Genomic DNA, 18,768 nt, shown 5'->3' on the forward strand with positions numbered 1-18,768 from the left:
CGCCAGAATTCCGACAGCCTCTCAAGCGCGTCCGGATCGGTGCCCGGCAGCGGCGTGAAGATGCACCAGCGATTGTCGAACAGATCGGCGAAACCGGCATCCGGTCCGGATTTTTCCGTGCCCGCCAGCGGATGGCCTGGAATGAAATGAACGTCATCAGGGACATGCGGCTGCATCTGCGCGATGACCGAGGCCTTGGTCGAGCCGACGTCGGTGAGGATGGCGCCCTTCTTCAGCGCCGGCGCGATCTCCTCAGCCACCGCGCCGGACGAGCCGACCGGCACCGAGACGATCACCAGGTCGGCGTCGCGGACTGCCTCCTTCGCATCCGTCGTGTAGGAATCGCCCAGTCCAAGTTCCTCCGCCCGCTTCAGCGTCGCGGCGCTGCGGGTCGAGATGGCAACGTGGCCGGCAAGGCCCTCGCGGCGGATGACGCGGGCCAGCGACGACCCTATCAGGCCGATGCCGACCAGCGCGATCTTTTCAAACATCGGTGATGTCATGGTGTTCCTGCTTTTCGGGCGTTCTAGCTTTTCAGGAATGTCGTGAGCGCGGCGACGACGCCGCGATTGGCCTCTTCCGTGCCAACGGTCATGCGCAGCGCGTTGGGAAACCCGTAGCCGGAAACGCGCCTCAGGATATAGCCGCGCGCGGTCAGATAGTCGTCCGCCGCGGCCGCCGAATGCTTCTGATCGTCGGGAAAATGAATGAGCAGGAAATTGCCGACGCTGGGCGTCACCCGCAGCCCGAGGCCGGTCATCTCCTGGCCCAGCCAGGTCAGCCAGGTCTCGTTATGCGCCACGCTGCGCTCGACATGGGCGCGGTCGCGGATTGCGGCGATGCCGGCCTCGATCGCCGTCGCATTGACGTTGAAGGGACCGCGCACGCGATTGATCGCATCGACGATATGCATGGGCGCATACATCCAGCCGATCCGCGCGCCGCCGAGGCCGATCTTGGAGAAGGTGCGGGTCATGACCACATTCTCGGTGCTGCCGACCAGTTCGATGCCGGCTTCATAATCGTTGCGTCGGACATATTCGGCATAGGCCGCGTCGAGCACCAGCAGCACATGTTTGGGCAGGCCGGCATGCAACCGGCGCACCTCCTGGAACGGCACATAGGTGCCGGTCGGATTGTTCGGATTGGCGAGGAACACGATTTTCGTGCGCGGCGTGACGGCAGCCAATATCGCATCGATGTCAGCGCGCTCGTCGGTCTCCCTGACCGCGATCGGCGCAGCCCCGGCCGACTGGATGTAGATCTTGTAGACCATGAAGGCGTGTTCGGTGAATATGGCCTCGTCGCCGGGTGCGAGATAGGTCTGCGCCAGCAGGCCGAGGATCTCGTCGGAGCCGTTGGAGCAGATGATGTTCTGCGCGTTGAGGCCATGCACTTCCGCGATCGCCTCGCGCAGCCGTCTGGCGGTGCCATCGGGATAGATGTCGAGCCTGGCGGCGACTTCACGCGCTGCCTCGATCGCCTTCGGCGACGGGCCAAGCGGGTTCTCGTTCGACGACAGCTTGTAGACCTTGGCGACACCGGCGGGTGCGGCGCTCTTGCCCGGCACATAGGCGTCAATGTCCATTATGCCCGCGCGCGGGGTTGGACGTGCCTTGTCCGGTGTCTGCGTCATGTCGTAAAATCCGTCGAGAAAGCCTCCATGCGAGGCCGCTGCGGAAATACAAGCCACGGCGCGCAATGTCGAGAGGTGGCAGCGGGGCCAACCGTCTACCCAGATGTCGGCATTGACGGCAGGGCGGGCGAGTTCTAGAAGGGCAGCAACAGTTCCGTGGTGATTTGGCCGGTCGGCTTGCAGCCACGTTAAACAATTCGCTAAAGGGCCGTTTGCGTGACGTAACCGGCTTTGCAAAGGCAATGCCGGTTTTTTATTGTCCGCGGCCGGCCGGACGGACGCATCGACGGCGATTTTTCGCCAGGTATGATGCAGCAGGTGAGACGAGAATGGCCGCTCTGCGCGCAGGAAAGACCAACAACGAGGCCGACCAGCCGTCGAGCCCGGTGCTGCGCTTCGGGTCGGACAAGCCGCTCAAGCTCGACGCCGGCACGCTGCTGTCGCCGTTCCAGATCGCATACCAGACCTATGGCACGCTGAACGACGCCCGCTCCAATGCCATCCTCGTCTGCCATGCGCTGACCGGCGACCAGCATGTCGCCAACACCAATCCGGTGACCGGCAAGCCCGGCTGGTGGGAAGTGCTGGTCGGCCCCGGCAGGATCATCGACACCAATCGCTTCTTCGTCATCTGCTCCAACGTCATCGGCGGCTGCCTGGGCTCCACCGGGCCAGCTTCGACCAACCCCGCCACCGGCAAGCCCTATGGGCTCGACCTGCCTGTCATCACCATCCGCGACATGGTGCGGGCGCAGCAGATGCTGATAGACCATTTCGGCATCGAGAAACTGTTCTGCGTGCTCGGCGGCTCGATGGGCGGCATGCAGGTGCTGCAATGGGCGTCGAGCTATCCCGAACGTGTCTTTTCGGCGCTGCCGATTGCCACCGGCGCGCGCCATTCCTCGCAGAACATCGCCTTCCACGAGGTCGGCCGGCAGGCCGTCATGGCCGATCCGGACTGGCACGGCGGCAAATATTTCGAACACGGCAAGCGCCCGGAAAAAGGCCTGGCGGTGGCACGCATGGCCGCCCACATCACCTATCTCTCCGAAGCCGCCCTGCATCGAAAATTCGGCCGCAACTTGCAGGATCGCGACCACCTGACGTTCGGCTTCGACGCCGATTTCCAGATCGAAAGCTATCTGCGCCACCAAGGCATGACCTTCGTCGACCGCTTCGACGCCAATTCCTATCTCTACATGACGCGGTCCATGGATTATTTCGACCTCGCCGCCGACCACGGCGGTAGGCTGGCGGACGCCTTCGCCGGCACCAAGACCCGCTTTTGCTTGGTATCGTTCACATCGGACTGGCTGTTTCCGACGGAAGAAAGCCGCTCCATCGTGCACGCGCTCAACGCCGCCGGTGCCTCGGTGTCCTTCGTCGAGATCGAGACCGATCGCGGCCACGACGCCTTCCTGCTCGACGAGCCCGAACTGTTCGCCGCCATCAACGGCTTTATCGGTTCCGCGGCGCGGGCGAGAGGGCTAAGCGCATGACCCCGGAAACCTGCAGGCTTTCAGGATCGGGATCATGCGCCGCAAGGGAGATGACATCATGAGCGTCAACGGCAGCCAGCGCGTCGACCTCGAGGTCGTCGCCAACCTCATCCCGCCGCAGTCCCGCGTGCTCGACGTCGGTTCGGGCGACGGCTCGCTGCTTGAATTGCTGCAGGACACCAAGCAGGTCGACGGCCGCGGACTGGAACTGTCGCAGCGCGGCGTCAACGAATGCGTGGCGCGCGGCCTCTCCGTCATCCAGGGCGATGCCGACAAGGATCTCGAATTCTATCCCGACAAGGGTTTTGACTTCGTCGTCCTGTCGCAGACCTTGCAGGCGACGCGCAACCCGAAGCTGGTGCTCGACGAGTTGCTGCGCATCGGCAACCGGGCGATCGTCTCCTTCCCCAATTTCGGCCATTGGCGGGTGCGTCTCTCGTTGTTCGTCAAAGGCCGCATGCCGGTGACGCAGGACCTGCCTTATTCCTGGTACGACACCCCCAACATCCACTTCTGCACCATCCGCGACTTCGTCAACTTGTGCGAAGAGCTTGGCGCGACGGTGGAAAAGGCGACCGCGCTCGACGCCGCCGGCCAGAAGATCGGCCTATCCATGCCCTGGTGGTTCTGGAACTTCTTTGGCCAGCAGGCGGTGTTTCTGCTGAAACGATAAGGCACATCTAGCCCAGGACATCCGTCGCCTTGTGCGGATGTTCGACGCCGTCGGCAAAGACCACGTCGGAGTCCGAATTATCGGTGCGCAGTGAAAGGATCGCCTGATAGGCAGGCGAATCATACCATTCGCGCACATGCCGCCGGTCGGGAAATTCGATGATGATGAGGTTGCCCGGCCAGTCGTTCTCGATCACCTCCACATCGCCGCCATGGACCAGGAAACGGCCGCCGAAAGGCTCCAGCGTGGCATCGATCTTGTGCAGATACTCGACGATCTGCGGACCCATCGTGACTTGGCGCATATGGGCGATAGCGTAAGCGGTCATGACGTAGCTCCCTTTGCATCGAGACCGACCAACCGGCCTCGCAAGGGCAATCTGCCGGAGCGGCGATGGCAAAACGATTATGCCTGAGGTAATGGAATCGACGCCTCGACGGCCGGCCGCGGGCGCTCTTGCGCAATTTCACCGGTCGAGTTCCGGAAAATACGGATCCGACAGGAGCCGCCTGTCGCGTTCGCCTTGCAGGCAGTCGATCGGCGCGTCCGCGTCGACGGGGATGATCCTGGCCTTGTCCTGAATACCGCTCACCTCGAGGATCAGCTTGCGCCGAATGGCGCTGGAAAATTCGGCAGCCGAGTAGATGGGCAGCACGAAAGATCCGGGGCCACCAGTCACGCACTGCGCGTAATACTGGTCGAGATGCCTGAAGGTGGGCGATGGATTGATCAGGATCGGCAGCCCGTTGATGACGATGCCTTTTGCGATTGCCGCATCGCGCGTGGCGGTGACCGGCGGCCCGATATTGTTGGGGCCGTCGCCCGATATATCGATGACGCTGCGCTCACCGGCGAAATTTGTCCTGCCGAGCAGCCCTGTGCCGAAGGCAATTGCCGTGGAAATCGAGGTGCCGCGAAAACTCCGGAACGGGCGCGCCGCCACCTTGTCGGCAAAACGGTTGGCGCTTTGCGCGCCATCGATGATCTGCCAGTCGATGACAGCGTCGTCGCGCACCGTGCCGGCCCATTCGAAATAGGCAATCGCGATGCGGCCGGTATTGCCGGACCGGACGGCTTGGATGAAGTCGGGATGGCGTAGCGCCTCGACATAGCCGGCGCGTTGCAGGGCGAATTCCTTCTCGTCCATCGACAGGGAGATATCGACCGCCAACACCAACTCGACGTCCACAGCCAGCGCACCGGATGGCGAGGCAACCGACGTTGGCTGGGCACAGGCAAGACAGGCAAGCAGGCGCAGACCATCAAGCATCGCCACCGCCAGGTTTTGTTTCTCGGGGAGATCTTCCTTCGCGATCGCGGCGAAATAAAGCTTGCTGCGAGACTGCGCGAAACGATCCTACTTCTTGCGGCGAACCGCGACCGGCGGCGGATCGATGGCGCCGGCCCTGACGTGGGCAGGTTTCAGCGCTGGCGCACCGGAATCCTTGACGATCGTCAGGCCGCGCGGAAAGAACTGGATATTGTGCTGCCCGCGCCCGATGTTGATGATCGTGGCGCCCTTCAGATGCTTTTCCAGCATCGCCAGCACCCGCCGCAGCGACGGGCCGTCGAACGCGTCCATGGCTTCGTCGATGATCACCCATTTCGGCTGCCGCAAGGCGAGCCTGGCCACGCCCAGCAAGCGCTGTTCGTCATCGCCCAATTCATGGTCCCAGCGCCCGACGCGATCGAGCGAGGACGACAGCCGTTCCAGGCCAACCTCGGCCAGCACCGTCGCGATCTCGGCGTCGCTCGCGGGCGCATGCCCGTTGGCGTGATTGAGCACCTCGCGCAACGTGCCGGCCGGCAAATACGGCACGCGTGGCACGAAGATGAGGGTTTCTCCGGCCGGCAGGCCGATTTTCCCGCTGCCCCAGGGCCAGAGCCCGGCAATGGCGCGGAAGAACAGCGTCTTGCCGGCGCCGGGCTCCCCGGTGATCATCACGCGATCGCCGGCGCGGATTTCGACATGCTGCTCGGAGAGTTTTGTACAGCCCTCCGGCGAGGCCACCTGGAGCTGCTCGAACGTCAGACTGCCATTGGCGTTCTGATCGAAGGTGATGCGCCTTTCGGTGTCGTGCAGCACATCGGTTTCATCTAGCGCGATGCGGAAGTCGGCGACGCGCATCAGCGTGGCCCGCCAATCGGCGATGCTGCCGATATTGTTGATGAACCAGCGCAGCGAGGAATGGACCTGGTTGAAGGCGCCGACCGCCATCATCAGCCCGCCAAAGCTGATATCGCCCGAGAAATAGACGGGCGAGGCAACCAGGATCGGCGCCACGACGGTGATCCAGCCATAGGTATCGGTCACCCAGGACAGGTTGATCTGCGCGGTATAGATGCGCCGCATCGCGCCCAGCACCGTGCCGAGGTCGAGCTCGAGCCGCTGCTTGGCGTCGGCTTCGCCATGGTACAGTGCGATGGCATCGACATTCTCGTTGACGCGCACCATCGAGGAGCGCAGCTCCGCCTCTCGTGTGTAGCGGTCGCTGTTCAGCTTGATGAGAGGCCGGCCGACCAGCCAGCTCAGCCAGGAGGCGGTGCCGGCATACAGGAACGCCGCCCAGACCATGTAGCCCGGTACGGCCAACGACCAGCCGTTGATGTGGAAGACGAAGCCCGAAGACAGTTCCCACAACACGCCGACGAAGGACACGAGCAGGATGAGCGATTGCAAGAGCCCGACGCCGAGATCGGTCGACAGGTCGGACAGATGCGCCGCATCCTGCTGCATGCGCTGGTCGGGATTGACGCCGATGGCGCCGGCATTGGCCAGCCGGAAGGCGCGCACCGGCCGCATCCACTGGTCGATCAGGTCGAGCGTCAGCGCCTCGCGCAACTTCAGCCGGATCATCTGGTTGAGCCAGGTCTGGCCGATATTGAGCACCAGCAGCCCGCCGGCGATCATGGCAAAGACGAGGAGCTGGTGCAGGAAGGCCGCCATATCGCGGCGCGCCAGCGCATCGTAGAAGGGCTGGTTCCAGCGGTTGAGCAGGACCTGGCCGATCGAGGTCGCGATGATGACGGCCATGATGCCGACCGACGTCCACAGCAGCCATTTGCGAACCGGCGACACCACCAGCGCCCGTCTGATCGTCGCAACCTGATCACGCAGGCTGCTGGCCTCGACGGCGACCGGCTGAACGGTGGCCTGATTGTCAAGTTGATCAGCCATGTCAGAGGTCCTTGCGTTCAGGTGCGATGCTGAAACCGGATGATGACGGCATCCGCATATCAGGCAGATTGCGAGTTCACCACGACAGATGGGCCGAGAAAGGACGCGCCGCGCGTGTTTCTAGCATGATCACGAAGGTTTCACCTGGCGAGACGGCATGGCCGCGCCTGTCGCCTCGGCCCGGCGACCGAGCCGCGTCGCGCCGTGTGGCGACAGCACCGGCACGAAGACACGGCGCGAGGCGCGCTGGGCGACCGGCACGCCCTGATAGAGCCGCTTCTGCGCCTCGACGACGATGACGCCGGAAAAGATCGGCCACAGCCGCCGGCCGGCGCGCTCCAGCACATTGTGGAAGCGCATCATGAAGCGCCGCCGCGATGGCGGGAAGAACAGCGCATCTGACCAGGCGGCGGGCGTGAAATTCGCCTCCCGCAGCAGTTCCGTCAGCTGCCCGCGCGAGAACGGCCGGCCGTTGCCGAACGGTGTATGTTCGAAGCGCGCCCAGACACCGCGCCGGTTGGGCACGACGATGACGACGCGCCCCGCCGGCGACAGCACCCGCCAGATCTCATTCAGCGTCTCGCGCGGATTTTCGACATGTTCGAGCGAATGGACGAGCAGCATGCGGTCGATGCAGGAATCGACCAGCGGCAGTTCCTCGTCGAAGACCAAAGCCGTTGCCGTCGGCCCGGTCGCCGGCCAGACCACGGCGCCCTGCGTCGCCGGCATGAAGGCGAAGACCCGCTCGGCATCGGACCCGAAACGCTCCAGCCAGGGCAAGGTATAGCCGAGCCCGACCAAGCGTTCATTGGGGACAGCAGCCCATATCGACGACAGCGCCATGGTGATCGAACGCTCGGCGAACCGGCCAAGCGTTGTCGAATAGAAGGAGCGAAGGTCGACGATGTCGGAATGCATGTCAGGGATGTAGCCGTGATATCAGCCGGTTTCAACAAAAGGCCCCGAGGCGGCTGACACATTGCGACGACATTCGTCATCCCCGGGAATGACATTCGTCATCCCGTGGATGACATCCGCGCTCTGGCGCCCTATGTCTGCGGCGACAAAAGGAGAGACGCGATGGCGGTCGAAATCGAACAATTCATGTGCCGCACGGACAATTTCGGCGTGCTGGTGCATGACCCCAAAAGCGGGCAGACGGCGATCATCGACGCGCCCGAGGAAGCGCCGATCCTGGCCGCGATCAAGCGCACCGGCTGGACGCCGACGATGATCCTGACCACGCATCATCATATGGACCACGTCGAGGCCAATCTGGCGCTGAAGGAGCGCTTCAAGCTGCGCATCGTCGGCCCGGAGGCGGAAAAGGCCAAGATCCCCGGCATCGACGAGACCGTCGAGGAGGGCTCCGTCCTTCATCTCGGCGACGAGCGCATCGAGGTGATCGCCACACCCGGCCATACCGCCGGCCATGTCTCCTACCATCTGCCGGCATCGCAGGTGGCCTTCACCGCCGACACGCTGTTTGCGCTGGGCTGTGGACGGCTGTTCGAATGCAAGCCGCCGGTGATGTATGAATCGCTGCGGAAACTCGCAGCGCTTCCCGCCGCGACGACAATCTATTGCGGCCATGAATACACGCTCGCCAACGCCCGTTTCGCGCTGACCGTCGATCCCACCAATTCGGCCTTGAAGGAGCGCGCCGCCAGGATCGAGGCGCTGCGGGTCGACAGCAAGCCGACACTGCCGACGACGATCGGCGAGGAACTGTCGACCAACCCCTTCCTGCGCTGGCACGATCCGGCGATCCGCAAGCATCTCGGCATGGAAAAGGCCGGGGATGCCGAGGTGTTCGCCGAGATCCGCAAGCGCAAGGACAATTTCTGATCAGCTCCGACCGATGACCAGCGCAGCAGAAATCATCGCGACACTTGGACTGAAGCCGCATCCGGAAGGCGGCTGGTACGCGGAAACCTTTCGTGACGGGGCCGGCGGAGCGCGCGGCCATTCGACCGCCATCTATTTCCTGCTGGAACAGCACCAGCTTTCGGCCTGGCATCGGGTCAAGGACGCAGCCGAGGTCTGGCATTTCCACGCCGGTGCGCCGCTGGCGCTGTCGATGTGGGAAGAAGGCGGTGCCGTCATTGAGCAAGTGCTCGGCATCGGCCTGGCGGCCGGCGAACGGCCGCAGATCGTCGTTCCGGCGGGCTGGTGGCAATCGGCGCGTAGCCTGGGCGAATGGACACTGGTCGGCTGTACGGTCGCGCCGGGTTTTGATTTCGCCGCCTTCGAACTGGCAGTGCCCGGCTGGCAGCCTACCCCAGCAGGAAACCCAGCGTAATCCCAAGCTGGGCTGTGTAGTACAGCACCCAGACGGCCAAACGCATCCACGCGCGATGCGGCGAGATGGCCGCGACCAGGAATTTCTCCGTGGCCAGCAGCCCGTCCGACGCCATGAACAGCACCGCGCCGCCGATGACCCAGACGCTGTTGGTGGTCAACGCCGCCACGCCCATCGCCAGGATTGCCACGACATAGATGGTGATCGGCGCGCGCAGGCCCGGGCCAACGCGGCGCCAGAGCGCGGCCAGCATGATCGTGACGAACACCGCCAGTGCCAGCGCGATCGCCCCGCGCCAGGGCTCGGCGCCAAGCAGTCCCACCCCGCCACCGCTGCGCAGGAACAACGCGATGTAGACGATGTGGGCGACAAGGAAGCTAGCAAGCCCACCGAGAAATGCCTTTTCGCCGTCGCGCGACAGGAACGCGTCTCCCACCGCGCTGAGCGCAAGAGCCGCGACCAACAGCAGCGGGCCGCCTTGCAGTGCCGAAAGCACGGCAAGCATCGCGACCGCGAGCGTCTTGGCCGCGGAGCGCGCAAGGCTCGGCGGCATGCCCAGCGTGAAGGCATAGATCACCGCCGCCACCAGCGAGAAGATCAGCGTCGCATTGGCATTGGCGTCGATGCCGCCGGCAAATGGCATCGTCATGCCGCGGCGCCGCTTTCGGATGCCCTGGCTTCGCTCTCGGCTTGGGTCGGCTTGCGCAGGAACAGCGACTTCGCCGCCAGGGCCGCGCCGACGGTGATGAGCACGCAGGCGGCGAGAATGCGCAACGAAGGCTCGGCAACGCCGGCCGCAATCAGCACCAGCGTCGAGAGCAACGGCGCCGCATAGCTTGCCGCACCCAGCACCTGAATGTTGCCGCGCTTGACCCCGATGTCCCACGCATAGAAGGCCGCACCCACCGGCATCAGGCCAAGCCCGAGCACCGCCAGCCACTGGCTCGCGCCATTTGGCAGTACGGTTTGTTCCAGCGCCAGATGGCAGACGAGCGACAGCACGGCGGTCGCTGCGCAGAACCAGGTGACGATGCTGGTCGGCACCGAGGGAGAGCGCCGTGACAGCAGCGAATAGGACGACCAAAGCAGGGCGCAGACGGCCGCCATCGCGTAGCCGAAGGCGTAGCGCGCATCGAAGGCCAGCCCCCCGCCCTTGGTGATGATCAGCACCGTGCCGGCCAGGCCGAGCAACGCGCCGACGACATGGTTCCACGCCAGTTTTTCGCCCGGCATAAGCGCGGAGCCGAGCACGATCAGCAGCGGCCATAGATAGGCGATCAGGCTGGCTTCGACCGCCGGTGCGTTGCGCAGCGCGGTGAAATAGAAAAAGTGGTAGCCGAACAGGCCGGCAATACCGATCAGCCAGACCTGCGGCGGTATTTTCTGGCTCTTCTCGGCGGCCGGCATGAACAACCGCGCCACAAGGCCGACGCCGGTGCCGATCGAGAAGGTGATCGCCGACAAAAGGAACGGCGGCACCTTGCCGGACGCATCGGTGAGCAGCGCCAGGAGCGCCCACATGGCGACCGCCGAAAAACCGATCAGTGTTGCGCGCGCCATTCCTGCCCCCCCGGGCGCGCCGACGCGCCCACCGCAATCTCTGGAAACCGCGTGGCGGTGGTCGTCCCGAAATTGCGTAGATTACTCGACTGCTTCGAACCGTCTCGCGCTTATGGTCAGCGGACCGATCTGGGTCCCTACCGTAGCGTGGATCGGCGCATATACGCCGGTTTGGCCGAGCGGTGCAAACGTCACCATCATCCGGCTTTTGTTCCTGAGATAGTTCAGCGCCTTGCGGCCCTTGCGATATCCGGCCACCGGCTCGAAACCCATCCGGCAGGTGATGGTGTCGCCCTTGTAGCCCGGCACCGAGATGGTGCCTTTCGAATTGTAGGTCAGCGTCAGGTCGGCGCGCATCTCGCCATCATAGAACTTGACCGTGCGGCCGCAGACCTTGTCGAGGCTGTCGGCGTGGATGACGGTGGCGGCCATCGGATCGAGTACCGATGCCAGGTCGCCGGCGCCGACCGGCACCCAGTCGTTGGGGTCGCGCTTGCCAGGCGGCGGGATGACCTGCGTCGAGGTGACAGCGCCGTTGGCAAAGCGAATGTCGATCGCCGACACCTTCTTGCCGGAGGTATAGTCGGCACGGAACGCCTGGGGCACCATTTTCTTGCCGGAAATCGTGCCCTTGGACGAGATCGTGCCGCGCGTGTCGTCGAACAATTTGGCGAGGCCCGCGGCAGTCACGCTACCTTCGATCGCGTAGGCGCCGTTCTCGTAATGGCTGGAAAAGGTCGATCTCGCGATCGAGAGACCAAGGAACGACACCGTGTACTCACCCTTGAAGGACTGCGGCGAGGCAGCCGACGCGGCGGACGGCAATGCGATGGCAAGCACGGCAACAAGCGCGTGAGACGGGCGAAGCATGGCGGGATCGCATCCTTGATTTTCGGCCGGAGGCGGGCGACTCCGGCATGGCATGTCCCTATGAGACCGCTTATAAGATGAAATCCGGCCTTAATATGAAATGCCGGGCGCTTCCGTGGCGAAGCCGGAGCTTGACGCCCCGGTGAAATGCAACTATGGAACGCCAACTTTTTCCATAAGGCCGCCTGACCAGAACCGCGCGCCACCCGGCGTGGGCACAAAGGTTTGGCAGGTCCCGAGAGAACTGAAGGTTAGAACTATGTCCCGCACCTGCGAACTCACTGCCAAGGCAGTCCAGACCGGCAACAATGTGAGCCACGCCAACAACAAGACCAAGCGTCGTTTCCTGCCGAACCTCGTCAATGTGACGCTGATCTCGGAAGCGCTGAACCAGAATGTGCGCCTGCGCATTTCGGCCAACGCGCTGCGTTCGGTGGAACATCGCGGCGGCCTCGACGCCTTCCTGGCCAAGGCCGACGTCAAGGAGCTTTCGCAGCGCGCGCGCCTGCTGAAGAAGCAGATCGCCAAGAAGCTGGCCGAACAGGTCGCTGCCTAACATCGGATAAAGGCGGGGGACCGCCCGGGCCAACTTGTTGGCTTGGGGCATCGGATGGATCCGCAAGGGTCCGACATCTGGTGCTCGACTTCGAAGCGAGCACGGCCCCGATGGGCATGATGCTCCGCTGGTTCCATTACCCAGGATAAAAAAATGACTTCCTTCTCGCGATATCTGCCCTTCGTGGCCGCCATGGCGCTTGTCGTCGTGGCGTCGAACGTCCTCGTGCAGTTCCCGATGCAGGGCCAGGTCAGCGGCCTGTCGCTGGCTGACCTGCTGACCTGGGGGGCGTTCACCTATCCCTTCTCCTTCCTGGTCACCGACCTCGCCAACCGCCGCTATGGCCCTGCCGTGGCCCGCCGCATCGTCTTCGTCGGCTTCATGACGGCGGTGGTCTGCTCGATCCTCGTCCCGCCCTTCCTGTTCCGCCATGGCCTGATCGAATTCGAGACCGCGGCCGACCGGCTGGTCCGCATCGCGGCCGCTTCAGGCGCAGCGTTCCTGTCCGCGCAACTGCTCGACGTTACCGTTTTCAACCGACTGCGCCGGCAGAGCTGGTGGCGGGCTCCGATCGTCGGCACGCTGGTCGGGTCGGTCTTCGACACCACGGTGTTCTTCACCGTCGCTTTCTCGGCCGCGTTCGCTTTTGCGGGCCCGAACGACAGTTTCGCGCTCGAGACGGCGCCGCTGATGGGCGTCTTCCATGTCGAGGCCATGCGCTGGGTTTCCTGGGCGCTGGGCGACCTCTCGGTGAAGCTGATCATCGCGGTGGTCGCCCTGATCCCCTACCGGCTGCTCGCCGCTCGCTGGAGCCAGCCGGCGCTGGCCGTCTAAACCATGATCCCCTGGGTTCACCTCGATTCGGCAATGACCGGGGATGGTGCCCAGGAACTTCGCCTCAAGCGGCGCGGCAGCGAATTCTCGATCATGCTCGGCACCAACGAACTGATGAACAGCCGCCTCAGCGGCTCCGAGCAAGCGCTGGCGAAACTGTCCTGCCAAAGGATTGCGGGCCATCGCCAGCCGAGGATCCTGATCGGAGGGCTCGGCATGGGTTTTACATTGCGCGCCGCTCTGACCGAACTCGGCAAGGATGCCGGCATCGTCGTCGCGGAACTGGTGCCGGCGGTCGTCGCCTGGGCACGTGGCCCGATGGCTGAGGTGTTCGGCGGCTGTCTAGACGACCCCCGCATCGCCATCCAGGAGACCGATGTCGGGCAATTGATCCGGTCTGCGTCCGCGGCCTGGGACGCCATCCTGCTCGACGTCGACAACGGCCCCGAAGGCATCGTCCATAAGGGCAATGACGCCCTCTACAGCGTCGCAGGCCTCGGCGCCGCACGCACCGCCCTCAGGCCGGGTGGTGTACTGGCGGTCTGGTCGCAAGGGCCCGACAGCGGCTTCACGCGGCGGCTGGAGCAGGCAGGCTTCGCCGTGGAGGAGGTCAACACGCGCGCCAACGGCAAGCGCGGCGCGCGCCATGTCATCTGGATCGCCACCAACGGCTCCTGACCGAAGCCGTCGCCGGGCAGTGTTAGGCTTTTGACCTCTGGAGTTCCGCTTCAAGCGCCTCCAGCAGCCCGCGCGTCCCCTCCTCCCGCCCTTTGGCGGAATCGACACCATCGAAGAAGGCGCCCTGCTCGGTATAGGTCAGCCTCGTCCCCTCACCCGAAGGTGTCAGCTCAACCGTGGTCAGCGATGCCGACATCGGCTGCGGCCCTATTGCCATCCGGTAGGAAAACACGATGCGCTGATCCGGAACGATGTCCTGGAACTGGGCGTCGAGTCTGACCTCCGGGCCGCCGCCATAGCTGAATCGCGACACCTCGCCGCCGCCGACACGGAAATCGAAGCTGAATTCGGCGATGGTGAAACCATCGCCTTCCACCCGCCAGCGCCGCACCGTTGCCTTGTCGGCGAAGGCGTGGAAGACCCTGGCCGGCGATTGCGGATAGGTCCGCTCGATCGAGAATGTGGAATGGACGACGGATTGCTGGTCCTTGATGGGGGCGGTTTGGCTCATGGCTGTTCGTCCTTTTCCTGGTTCTTCGTGGGGGATTGGCTTCTTGGTGATGGGTCTGGCTCGGCCAGGATCTGGCCAAGCCGGTCGAGGTGGCGCTCCGCCGGTATGCGGCGTTCGGTGATCCAGTCGGCGAGCGGAGCGAGCCCGCCCGGTTCGATCCTGCAGGTGCGCACCCGCCCGATCTTTTCGCTGCGGATCAGCCCGCAGGCCTCCAGTACCTGCAGATGCTGCAAGACGGCAGCGAAGGTCATTCCGAACGGTGCCGCCAGCTGGCTGACCGTGGCCGGTCCGCGGGTCAACCGCTCAAGAATCTGGCGCCGCGTTGGCTCGACAAGAGCCCGAAGGATGCTGTCGATCTCGGAATAGTTAAGCATGGACTTGAGTATTGCGGCGGCGATGCCGATTGTCAAGTCTGGACTAAAGTGTTTTCGAGGAACGCAAATCGAGTCATGGCGGTCAATGCGTCCAGCCAAATCGAACCCGCCGTCGGGTTCGCGGCTGAAGCGCCGCTCAGTCCTGGTGCAGGATGAATTCCAGGTAGAGGTTGCGCTGCAGGATCGAGTGGTTGTCGTCGGAGATCAGCGACACCATCACCGCCCCGTCATCGCGCGTCCAGACGTCGAGACCTTCCATATTGTCGATCTGGTAGCCCATGTCGGCGTCCAGCAGCACGGGTCCGTCGGCGACGGCGCCCTTCTCGACACTCTCGCCATAGATGCGCCGAAGCCGCATCTTGAGCCCGCCCGCCATGGTGAAACTGCGTTCCAGCAGCAAAAGGTCGCCGTTCGGCAGGAAGGCGCCGTCGGTGATGTCGAAGTCGCCGTTGCGCTTGACGGTGAAGACGCCCTTGTGCGGCCCTTCGATGATGGCGGCATAGATGTTGCCGGCCCTGTCGAGGCTTTTCTCCGACACCACGACCAGACCGCCCTGATGCTGGCCGTTGAGATTGGCATGGGTGACGGTCTCGAAGCCGCGATTCTGGCGCAGCTCCCGCGCCGGCACCAGGAAATCCAGCTGCCGGTCCGGCGCCTTCATGTTCTGCGGGTCGATCCTGAACTGGGCCACGCGGTGGTTGCGCTCGAAACCGACTGTGGCGAGGCCGTCCTTGACCGCGAGGCCTTCGGCGTCGACCTCCCATTTCTCGTCGATCGGCTGACCGCTCTGGTCGACCATCTGCTGCATGTGGAAGTTCTGGATGCCCACGGGTCGCCTGTCGGCGTCGCGGGCCACGGTGCCGAAGAACCAGTAGCCGGTGTCGGCCACGCCGATGAAATCGCTGCCCGCTTTCAGAAAGCGGAAGGCCGACAGCGCGCCGAAAACGCGCGATTTCGAGGTCATTTCCAGCCCGCCGACGAATTCCAGCGAACCGAGCTGCCTGTCGGTCCGGCCAATGCGGAACTCGGCGATCGGCCGGGACGAAACCTCGATGGGATCAACCAGCGCCGAGCCGGTCGGACGGGCTGGCGCGGACGCCACGCAGGCGAACAGGGCGATGGCGGCGAAGAGCGTTTGCCGAAACCCGCCGCGCGAAAGGATCATCCGGCGCGCCGCATGCCGCCGCGCCGCGTGTCGCGCGCGCTTTCCTCGGCAAACAGCGAGGCCAGTTGCTCGGTCATGGCACCGGCCAGTTCCTCGGCATCGACGATGGTGACGGCACGGCGATAATAGCGCGTGACGTCATGGCCGATGCCGATGGCCAGCAGTTCCACCGGCGAGCGCGTCTCGATCAGTTCGATGACGGCGCGCAAATGGCGTTCGAGATAGTTGCCGGGATTCACCGAAAGCGTCGAATCGTCGACCGGCGCGCCGTCCGAGATCATCATCAGGATCTTGCGCTGTTCGGGCCGGGCGATCAGCCGGTTATGCGCCCACAACAGCGCCTCGCCGTCGATGTTTTCCTTGAGCAGGCCTTCACGCATCATTAGGCCAAGATTGCGCCGCGCCCGCCGCCACGGATGGTCGGCCGACTTGTAGATGATGTGGCGCAGGTCGTTGAGGCGGCCGGGGTTCGGCGGCTTGCCGTCCTTCAGCCACTTCTCGCGTGCCTGCCCGCCCTTCCACGCCCGCGTGGTGAAGCCGAGGATCTCGACCGAGACGCCGCAGCGTTCCAGCGTGCGGGCAAGAATGTCGGCGCAAGTGGCGGCGACGGTGATCGGCCGGCCGCGCATCGAGCCCGAATTGTCCAGCACCAGCGTCACCACCGTGTCGCGGAACTTGGTGTCGCGTTCCTGCTTGAAGGACAGCGGCTGCATGGGGTCGATGACCACGCGCACCAGCCGCGCCGGGTCGAGGTACCCTTCTTCCAGGTCGAAATCCCAGGACCGGTTCTGCTGCGCCATCAACCGGCGCTGCAGCCGGTTGGCCAGCCGCCCGACCACGCCCGACAGATTGGCAAGCTGCTTGTCGAGGAAGGCGCGCAGCCGGTCGAGTTCTTCCTCTTCGCAAAGCTCTTCGGCACCGACCGTCTCGTCGAAAGCGGTGGTGTAGACCTTGTAGTCGATTTCCTTCGGCAGATTGGCGAACGGATTGTCGTTGCGGCGCGCCTCGCCCGGCGTTTCGGCGTCGGCGTCGTCGTCATCGGACAGATCGTCGGCGGTGGCATCGGACGCCTCGGTCTCGGACGATTGCTCGTCATCGGCCGAGGCCTCGGCGTCCTCGGACTGCGACTGCTCGGAGCCGGAATCCTCTTCCCCGCCCTCCTCGCTCTGCTCCTCGCCTTGCGGCTGGTTGTCGTCATTGTCCTCGGAATCTTCCGTCTCCTGGTCGTCGCCGAGTTCTTCGGCCATCTCCATGGAGGCGAGCATCTCGCGCACGACGCGGGCGAAGGCCTGCTGGTCGTCAAGCTTGGCCGACAGGCCGTCGAGGTCGGCACTGGCCTTTTCCTCGACCCAAGGCCGCCAGAGCTCGACCAGCCGCTCACCGCTCTTCGGTACCGGCCGGCCGGTCAGCTTCTCGCGCACCATGAGAGCCAGCGCTTCCTCGATCGGCGCGTCGGCCTTGTCCTTGACGTCGACAAGGTTGGCCTTGGCGTATTTGTCCTCCAGCATCGAGCCGATATTGTCGGCGACGCCTTGCATGGCACGGCTGCCGATCGCCTCGACACGGGCCTGCTCGACCGCGTCATAGATGGCGCGCGCCGCCTTGCCTTCCGGCGCCAGTTTGGTGTGGATGCGCGCATCGTGGCAGGCGCGCTTCAGCGCCATGGAGTCGCCGAGGCCGCGGGTGATCGCGATGTCGGTCCTCGAGGCTTTCTTCGGCAGTTCGGGCAGTCGGGCTCGGCTGCCCGCAAGTGCGGGCCTGTCCTTGGCGAATCCGACTTCCATGTCCTTGTCGCCGGCAATGGCGCGCATGCAGACGGTGACGGCGCGCTTGAAGCTGTCGGCTTCAGACCCCGTCTTCGACTTGTTGCGCGTGTTGTCGCCCGGACCCGCCATCGAGGCTCTGCTTACCCCAGCACCACGTTGGCGGCGCTTTCCGGGAGATCCTCGCCGAAGGCGCGCTGATAGAATTCGGCCACCACCGAACGCTCCAGCTCGTCGCACTTGTTGAGGAAGGTCAGCCGGAATGCCATGCCGATATTGCCGAAGATCTCGGCGTTCTCGGCCCAGGTGATGACGGTACGCGGGCTCATCACGGTCGACAGGTCGCCATTGATAAAGGCCGAGCGCGTCATGTCGGCGACGCGCACCATCTTGTTGACGATGTCCTTGCCCTTGTTGTCGCGATAGTGCTTGGCCTTGGCCAACACGATGTTCACTTCATTGTCGTGCGGCAGATAGTTCAGCGTGGTGACGATCGACCAGCGGTCCATCTGCGCCTGATTGATCTGCTGCGTGCCGTGATAGAGGCCGGTCGTGTCGCCGAGGCCGACGGTGTTGGCGGTCGAGAACAGCCGGAAGGCCGGATGCGGACGGATGACCCGGCTCTGGTCGAGCAGCGTCAGCCGGCCTGACGATTCCAGCACGCGCTGGATGACGAACATCACGTCCGGACGGCCGGCATCGTATTCGTCGAAGCAGAGTGCGACATTGTGCTGGTAGGCCCAGGGCAGGATGCCGTCGCGGAATTCGGTGATCTGCAAGCCGTCCTTGACGACGATCGCGTCCTTGCCGACGAGGTCGATACGGCTGACATGGCTGTCGAGATTGACGCGCACGCAGGGCCAGTTGAGGCGGGCGGCGACCTGTTCGATATGGGTCGACTTGCCGGTGCCGTGATAGCCCGACACCATGACGCGGCGGTTGTAGGCAAAGCCCGCCAGGATCGCCAGCGTCGTTGCCTTGTCGAACAGATAGTCCGGATCGACGTCAGGCACATGTTCCGATGTCACCGAATAGGCCGGCACCACCATCTTGGAGTCGAAGCCGAATTTATCCTTCACCGACACCGTCGTGTCGGGCAGGTTGGCGATGTCGCGATCGACCTTGTTCATATCTCTCAACGTCTCCACGGGCGAAACGTCCCGTTTCGC

The 18,768-nt window shown here is 64.2% G+C and carries 21 protein-coding genes and 1 riboswitch; of the genes, 7 read left to right on the plus strand and 14 right to left on the minus strand.

The genetic code is table 11. The features are described from left to right. Both C1D09_RS06815 and hisC read right to left on the minus strand, forming a co-directional pair. A partial coding sequence (locus C1D09_RS06815; protein ID WP_208760356.1) for a prephenate dehydrogenase/arogenate dehydrogenase family protein occupies positions 1 to 503 on the minus strand: 503 nt, incomplete at its 3' end. A 23-nt stretch (positions 504 to 526) separates the two neighbouring features. Continuing rightward, the gene (gene hisC, locus C1D09_RS06820; RefSeq protein WP_143973564.1) at positions 527 to 1,636 is read right to left on the minus strand and encodes a histidinol-phosphate transaminase; all 1,110 of its coding nucleotides are present in this window, start codon (positions 1,634 to 1,636) and stop codon (positions 527 to 529) included. Between the two features lie 146 nt (positions 1,637 to 1,782). Next, a riboswitch (SAM riboswitch) is annotated at positions 1,783 to 1,860 on the plus strand. 105 nt (positions 1,861 to 1,965) lie between these two features. Here hisC and metX point away from each other — a divergent pair. Further along, positions 1,966 to 3,135 carry a homoserine O-acetyltransferase MetX gene (metX, locus tag C1D09_RS06825; protein ID WP_143973565.1) on the plus strand — a complete coding sequence of 390 codons (1,170 nt, stop codon included), beginning with the start codon at positions 1,966 to 1,968 and terminating at the stop codon, positions 3,133 to 3,135. A gap of 58 nt (positions 3,136 to 3,193) precedes the next feature. After that, positions 3,194 to 3,808 (plus strand): methionine biosynthesis protein MetW, encoded by a 615-nt coding sequence (gene metW / locus C1D09_RS06830; protein ID WP_027047441.1) that lies wholly within the window; start codon positions 3,194 to 3,196, stop codon positions 3,806 to 3,808. A gap of 7 nt (positions 3,809 to 3,815) precedes the next feature. On the opposite strand, the gene C1D09_RS06835 is transcribed toward metW, so the two are convergent. From C1D09_RS06835 to C1D09_RS06850, 4 genes are all read right to left on the minus strand, one after another. Beyond that, positions 3,816 to 4,136 carry a DUF1330 domain-containing protein gene (locus C1D09_RS06835; protein WP_143973566.1) on the minus strand — a complete coding sequence of 107 codons (321 nt, stop codon included), beginning with the start codon at positions 4,134 to 4,136 and terminating at the stop codon, positions 3,816 to 3,818. 138 nt (positions 4,137 to 4,274) lie between these two features. Next, positions 4,275 to 5,078: a DUF1194 domain-containing protein gene (locus C1D09_RS06840; protein WP_143973567.1), complete on the minus strand. Its 804-nt coding sequence runs from the start codon at positions 5,076 to 5,078 to the stop codon at positions 4,275 to 4,277. 87 nt (positions 5,079 to 5,165) lie between these two features. After that, positions 5,166 to 6,986: an ABC transporter ATP-binding protein/permease gene (locus C1D09_RS06845; protein WP_143973568.1), complete on the minus strand. Its 1,821-nt coding sequence runs from the start codon at positions 6,984 to 6,986 to the stop codon at positions 5,166 to 5,168. Positions 6,987 to 7,115: 129 nt separating this feature from the next. Further along, positions 7,116 to 7,904: a class I SAM-dependent methyltransferase gene (locus tag C1D09_RS06850; protein ID WP_140892028.1), complete on the minus strand. Its 789-nt coding sequence runs from the start codon at positions 7,902 to 7,904 to the stop codon at positions 7,116 to 7,118. A 162-nt stretch (positions 7,905 to 8,066) separates the two neighbouring features. Here C1D09_RS06850 and gloB point away from each other — a divergent pair, with 162 nt between their 5' ends. Further along, positions 8,067 to 8,834, plus strand: coding sequence for a hydroxyacylglutathione hydrolase (gene gloB, locus C1D09_RS06855; protein WP_143973569.1), 768 nt, complete (start codon positions 8,067 to 8,069; stop codon positions 8,832 to 8,834). Between the two features lie 13 nt (positions 8,835 to 8,847). Continuing rightward, positions 8,848 to 9,288, plus strand: coding sequence for a cupin domain-containing protein (locus tag C1D09_RS06860; RefSeq protein WP_143973570.1), 441 nt, complete (start codon positions 8,848 to 8,850; stop codon positions 9,286 to 9,288). Here C1D09_RS06860 and C1D09_RS06865 read toward each other — a convergent pair. The 3 genes from C1D09_RS06865 to C1D09_RS06875 all read right to left on the minus strand — a co-directional run bounded on the left by C1D09_RS06865 (position 9,263) and on the right by C1D09_RS06875 (position 11,718). Continuing rightward, a complete protein-coding gene (locus tag C1D09_RS06865; RefSeq protein ID WP_143973571.1) occupies positions 9,263 to 9,937 on the minus strand; it encodes a lysoplasmalogenase family protein in 675 nt (224 codons plus the stop codon). The two genes, C1D09_RS06860 and C1D09_RS06865, sit on opposite strands and share 26 nt — an antisense overlap. Beyond that, positions 9,934 to 10,848 carry an aromatic amino acid exporter YddG gene (yddG, locus tag C1D09_RS06870; RefSeq protein ID WP_143973572.1) on the minus strand — a complete coding sequence of 305 codons (915 nt, stop codon included), beginning with the start codon at positions 10,846 to 10,848 and terminating at the stop codon, positions 9,934 to 9,936. The genes C1D09_RS06865 and yddG overlap by 4 nt, the downstream gene beginning before the upstream one ends. Positions 10,849 to 10,929: 81 nt before the next feature. Continuing rightward, entirely contained in the window at positions 10,930 to 11,718 is a 789-nt protein-coding gene (locus tag C1D09_RS06875; protein ID WP_143973573.1) for a DUF3108 domain-containing protein, read from the minus strand. Between the two features lie 259 nt (positions 11,719 to 11,977). On the opposite strand from C1D09_RS06875, the gene rpmB reads away from it, so the two are divergent. From rpmB to C1D09_RS06890, 3 genes are all read left to right on the plus strand, one after another. After that, positions 11,978 to 12,274 (plus strand): 50S ribosomal protein L28, encoded by a 297-nt coding sequence (rpmB, locus tag C1D09_RS06880; RefSeq protein WP_010911765.1) that lies wholly within the window; start codon positions 11,978 to 11,980, stop codon positions 12,272 to 12,274. A gap of 153 nt (positions 12,275 to 12,427) precedes the next feature. Then, entirely contained in the window at positions 12,428 to 13,108 is a 681-nt protein-coding gene (locus C1D09_RS06885; RefSeq protein ID WP_143973574.1) for a queuosine precursor transporter, read from the plus strand. Between the two features lie 3 nt (positions 13,109 to 13,111). After that, positions 13,112 to 13,786: a spermidine synthase gene (locus C1D09_RS06890; RefSeq protein ID WP_143973575.1), complete on the plus strand. Its 675-nt coding sequence runs from the start codon at positions 13,112 to 13,114 to the stop codon at positions 13,784 to 13,786. Between the two features lie 22 nt (positions 13,787 to 13,808). Here C1D09_RS06890 and C1D09_RS06895 read toward each other — a convergent pair whose 3' ends face one another. From C1D09_RS06895 to cobS, 5 genes are all read right to left on the minus strand, one after another. Beyond that, positions 13,809 to 14,297, minus strand: coding sequence for an SRPBCC family protein (locus C1D09_RS06895; RefSeq protein ID WP_143973576.1), 489 nt, complete (start codon positions 14,295 to 14,297; stop codon positions 13,809 to 13,811). Continuing rightward, positions 14,294 to 14,671 carry an ArsR/SmtB family transcription factor gene (locus C1D09_RS06900; protein WP_143973587.1) on the minus strand — a complete coding sequence of 126 codons (378 nt, stop codon included), beginning with the start codon at positions 14,669 to 14,671 and terminating at the stop codon, positions 14,294 to 14,296. Before C1D09_RS06900 ends, C1D09_RS06895 begins: the two co-directional genes overlap by 4 nt. A gap of 136 nt (positions 14,672 to 14,807) precedes the next feature. Next, positions 14,808 to 15,836, minus strand: a complete 1,029-nt coding sequence (locus C1D09_RS06905; protein WP_143973577.1) for an esterase-like activity of phytase family protein — start codon at positions 15,834 to 15,836, stop codon at positions 14,808 to 14,810. Further along, positions 15,833 to 17,731, minus strand: a complete 1,899-nt coding sequence (gene cobT / locus C1D09_RS06910; protein ID WP_143973578.1) for a cobaltochelatase subunit CobT — start codon at positions 17,729 to 17,731, stop codon at positions 15,833 to 15,835. Before cobT ends, C1D09_RS06905 begins: the two co-directional genes overlap by 4 nt. A gap of 11 nt (positions 17,732 to 17,742) precedes the next feature. After that, complete coding sequence (gene cobS / locus C1D09_RS06915) at positions 17,743 to 18,729, minus strand: cobaltochelatase subunit CobS (RefSeq protein ID WP_027047444.1); 987 nt, start codon at positions 18,727 to 18,729, stop codon at positions 17,743 to 17,745. Positions 18,730 to 18,768 lie beyond the last annotated feature (39 nt).

The organism is Mesorhizobium intechi, from assembly GCF_002879535.1.
Taxonomy (GTDB): domain Bacteria; phylum Pseudomonadota; class Alphaproteobacteria; order Rhizobiales; family Rhizobiaceae; genus Mesorhizobium; species Mesorhizobium intechi.

Excerpts from the sequence above, each read along its gene's own strand:
- hisC (WP_143973564.1), bottom strand. The coding sequence starts at position 1,636 with ATGACGCAGACACCGGACAAGGCACGTCCAACCCCGCGCGCGGGCATA.
- metX (WP_143973565.1), top strand. The coding sequence starts at position 1,966 with ATGGCCGCTCTGCGCGCAGGAAAGACCAACAACGAGGCCGACCAGCCG.
- metW (WP_027047441.1), top strand. The coding sequence starts at position 3,194 with ATGAGCGTCAACGGCAGCCAGCGCGTCGACCTCGAGGTCGTCGCCAAC.
- C1D09_RS06835 (WP_143973566.1), bottom strand. The coding sequence starts at position 4,136 with ATGACCGCTTACGCTATCGCCCATATGCGCCAAGTCACGATGGGTCCG.
- C1D09_RS06840 (WP_143973567.1), bottom strand. The coding sequence starts at position 5,078 with ATGCTTGATGGTCTGCGCCTGCTTGCCTGTCTTGCCTGTGCCCAGCCA.
- C1D09_RS06845 (WP_143973568.1), bottom strand. The coding sequence starts at position 6,986 with ATGGCTGATCAACTTGACAATCAGGCCACCGTTCAGCCGGTCGCCGTC.
- C1D09_RS06850 (WP_140892028.1), bottom strand. The coding sequence starts at position 7,904 with ATGCATTCCGACATCGTCGACCTTCGCTCCTTCTATTCGACAACGCTT.
- gloB (WP_143973569.1), top strand. The coding sequence starts at position 8,067 with ATGGCGGTCGAAATCGAACAATTCATGTGCCGCACGGACAATTTCGGC.
- C1D09_RS06860 (WP_143973570.1), top strand. The coding sequence starts at position 8,848 with ATGACCAGCGCAGCAGAAATCATCGCGACACTTGGACTGAAGCCGCAT.
- C1D09_RS06865 (WP_143973571.1), bottom strand. The coding sequence starts at position 9,937 with ATGACGATGCCATTTGCCGGCGGCATCGACGCCAATGCCAATGCGACG.
- yddG (WP_143973572.1), bottom strand. The coding sequence starts at position 10,848 with ATGGCGCGCGCAACACTGATCGGTTTTTCGGCGGTCGCCATGTGGGCG.
- C1D09_RS06875 (WP_143973573.1), bottom strand. The coding sequence starts at position 11,718 with ATGCTTCGCCCGTCTCACGCGCTTGTTGCCGTGCTTGCCATCGCATTG.
- rpmB (WP_010911765.1), top strand. The coding sequence starts at position 11,978 with ATGTCCCGCACCTGCGAACTCACTGCCAAGGCAGTCCAGACCGGCAAC.
- C1D09_RS06885 (WP_143973574.1), top strand. The coding sequence starts at position 12,428 with ATGACTTCCTTCTCGCGATATCTGCCCTTCGTGGCCGCCATGGCGCTT.
- C1D09_RS06890 (WP_143973575.1), top strand. The coding sequence starts at position 13,112 with ATGATCCCCTGGGTTCACCTCGATTCGGCAATGACCGGGGATGGTGCC.
- C1D09_RS06895 (WP_143973576.1), bottom strand. The coding sequence starts at position 14,297 with ATGAGCCAAACCGCCCCCATCAAGGACCAGCAATCCGTCGTCCATTCC.
- C1D09_RS06900 (WP_143973587.1), bottom strand. The coding sequence starts at position 14,671 with ATGCTTAACTATTCCGAGATCGACAGCATCCTTCGGGCTCTTGTCGAG.
- C1D09_RS06905 (WP_143973577.1), bottom strand. The coding sequence starts at position 15,836 with ATGATCCTTTCGCGCGGCGGGTTTCGGCAAACGCTCTTCGCCGCCATC.
- cobT (WP_143973578.1), bottom strand. The coding sequence starts at position 17,731 with ATGGCGGGTCCGGGCGACAACACGCGCAACAAGTCGAAGACGGGGTCT.
- cobS (WP_027047444.1), bottom strand. The coding sequence starts at position 18,729 with ATGAACAAGGTCGATCGCGACATCGCCAACCTGCCCGACACGACGGTG.